Origin of the sequence: Methylophaga sp. UBA5088, from assembly GCF_002414625.1 — a bacterium.
Classification (GTDB): Bacteria; Pseudomonadota; Gammaproteobacteria; order Nitrosococcales; family Methylophagaceae; genus Methylophaga; species Methylophaga marina.
The window spans coordinates 48,666-51,239 of record NZ_DIAC01000048.1; the positions used below are offsets into that span (position 1 = coordinate 48,666).

Sequence of the window (2,574 nt, forward strand, 5' to 3'; positions counted from 1 at the left end):
GCCATGACGCCAGGTCGACGGGTTTTTGCTGCGTGGGGTTTAATGCGATCGACTAAGGCGTTACCAGCTTCGATATCAACGCCAGCATCACGATAACTAAGAGAGGTGCGAGAAGAGTCCACACTGTCGGTCATAATGTATTCCTGAAAATGTTGTGCATCACATGCTTAAAACAGCGTGTTAGAATACCACAATGCACCGATTATTTTATGCCCTTATTTTGTTGTTTTTCAGTTTCAGTAGCCATGCTGCTGAGGTGGATGATCTTTATCAGGCAACCGCTCCTGTCTCCACGCAACAACAAAAGGAACGCGACGAACTCGCACCGGAATTACTCAAGCAAGTCCTCATCAAAGTCGTCGGAAATCAATCCAAAGTTAGCGAAGCTAATATTGCTCCCGTATTGGCCAATGCACAGCAACTCGTAGAACGCTATGAATACATACGCAACAATATTGAAGCAGCGGATTTAACTCAGCCGGATCAGCTTTCATTGCGATTGAGTTTTGATAAAAATGCCGTTAATGATGTTATTCAAAAGCTCGGTTTGCAACGCTGGGGGAAAGTCAGACCTGACGTACTGGTATGGTTGGCCACCGATATTGAGGGTGAGCAAACCTTACAGGGTTTAGAAAATATTCCACAGTTTATCTTCAAATCTTTACAACAGGCAGCACAAGCGCGTGGATTGCCCATTCTTATGCCATTGATGGATTTGCAGGATCAATCTGCTCTGAGCGTTGAGGACATCTCGTCTATGAATGACGAGGCAATTCGAGCCGCCTCTGAACGTTACAGAGCGGATGAAATTCTGATTATCAATATGTCGGTCAGTAACGATACTGCAAAAATCACCTGGCAATCGGGTACTGATGAGTCGTCTCAACGCTGGAGCTCTGAAGGTTTAGTGGATGCTTCAATTAGTAAAGGCTTGGGTGTGTTGGTGGATACACTGGCGACAGAATATGCCCAACATAGTTTGCCTACTGATACAGGTAACACCTTCTCCATGCAGATTGATGAGGTAAATAATTACGGTGACTTTTCAAAAGTGATGGCCTACCTGAATCAAATCGATAGCATAGAAAATATTCGTGTTAACAATCTTGGCGACAATATTCTCGACTTAGATATCCGTTACAGTGGTGATCTAGACGTATTGAACCGCATCTTGTCTGTTGGAGGATTGTTAACTGAGTTGACGTCAGCAGAGCAGGCCATGACAGATAAAAAATATTATCGGTTAACCCCTTGAGCTTACGTGACATTCCTAATCTGATATCAATATTACGAATTTTACTGGTGATTCCAGTGGTATGGGCACTGGTAGATGAACGTTTTGCGCTGGCACTGATTTTATCTGCTGTTGCGGGTATTTCAGATGGTATTGATGGGTTTCTGGCAAAACATTTTCACTGGCAGTCTCGATTAGGTTCTATTTTAGACCCAATAGCGGACAAACTCCTTTTAGTGGCAAGCTTTGCCACATTAGCCTGGATGGATCTGCTGCCATTGTGGCTGTTATGGTTGGTGTTGGCTCGTGACGTGATTATCGTTTCTGGTGGCTTGGCATATCACTACTTCATCGGTGAGTTTGAATTGCTGCCCGTGTGGAGCAGTAAGATCAATACCGCTTTGCAAATCATATTGGTGTTATTGGTCATTATTTCGCAACAGTGGTTTGCTGAACTAACACTTCTTATCAGCATTGGCGTGTGGGCCGTGGTAGTGAGTGTGATTTTTAGCGGTCTTGAATATATTCTTACCTGGGGAAATAAGGCATGGAAGCAGAAAGCAAACCATTAATGAGTGATGCCAACAAATTTTTGTTAGTGGTGTTGTTCGTTATCGCAGGCTGGTTACTCTTTGAACTTTCTCCTGTGTTGATGCCCTTTTTTATTGCGACACTTTTTGCCTATCTGGGGGATCCCCTGGTAGATAAATTAGAAAGTTGGAAATTATCCAGAACCATGTCTGTCAGCCTGGTGTTTGCTGCTATTTTTATTGTCGTGGCCTTAATGCTATTGGTGATGCTGCCTCTATTAAGTGCTCAGATAGCAAAATTGTTTACTAACCTGCCTGATTATTTAACTCAGACGCAAAGACTCATCGAACCATGGTTGAACTCTGTGGGCTTACCTACCGATGTATTCAATTTCCAAACGGTGAAGCAGGCGCTCAGTCAATATTGGTCTGAAGTTGGGCAGGTCGCGGGAGGTATTTTTAGCTACATGACTCGCTCCGGTATGGTGTTGGTTCAGTGGCTGGGTAATTTAGTACTAATTCCTGTGCTCACTTTTTATCTCTTACGTGACTGGGACATTTTAGTAGCTAGGTTCAGAGAGTTACTACCACGACGTTATGCTGAGACCTTTATTGAGATGTCAGTACAATGTGATGATATGTTAGCTGGCTTTATGCGCGGCCAACTTATGGTGATGTTTTCACTTGCGGTGATATACACGCTGGGTCTTACTCTCATCGGTTTGGAGTTAGCTTTATTGCTTGGTGTGATTGCCGGTCTGGTGAGCTTCGTGCCATATCTAGGGCTGATTGTCGGAATTTTATTGGCGG

General features: G+C 43.9%; 3 protein-coding genes and 1 pseudogene. 3 read left to right on the forward strand and 1 reads right to left on the reverse strand.

Features of this window, described 5'->3' with window-relative positions; genetic code table 11:
• Window positions 1-134: pseudogene (locus B4K20_RS06480) on the reverse strand (phosphoribosylformylglycinamidine cyclo-ligase); the annotation flags it as partial.
• Between the two features lie 59 nt (window positions 135-193).
• Between B4K20_RS06480 and B4K20_RS06485 the strand changes: the two are divergent.
• The 3 genes from B4K20_RS06485 to B4K20_RS06495 form a co-directional block, all read left to right on the forward strand.
• Window positions 194-1,255 (forward strand): DUF2066 domain-containing protein, encoded by a 1,062-nt coding sequence (locus B4K20_RS06485; protein WP_289282305.1) that lies wholly within the window; start codon window positions 194-196, stop codon window positions 1,253-1,255.
• Entirely contained in the window at window positions 1,252-1,806 is a 555-nt protein-coding gene (locus B4K20_RS06490) for a CDP-alcohol phosphatidyltransferase family protein (RefSeq protein ID WP_289282306.1), read from the forward strand. The genes B4K20_RS06485 and B4K20_RS06490 overlap by 4 nt, the downstream gene beginning before the upstream one ends.
• Window positions 1,782-2,574: AI-2E family transporter (locus tag B4K20_RS06495; RefSeq protein WP_289282307.1), on the forward strand; the 793-nt coding region annotated here is incomplete at its 3' end. The genes B4K20_RS06490 and B4K20_RS06495, both read left to right, overlap by 25 nt.

Excerpts from the sequence above, each read along its gene's own strand:
- B4K20_RS06485 (WP_289282305.1), top strand. The coding sequence starts at position 194 with ATGCACCGATTATTTTATGCCCTTATTTTGTTGTTTTTCAGTTTCAGT.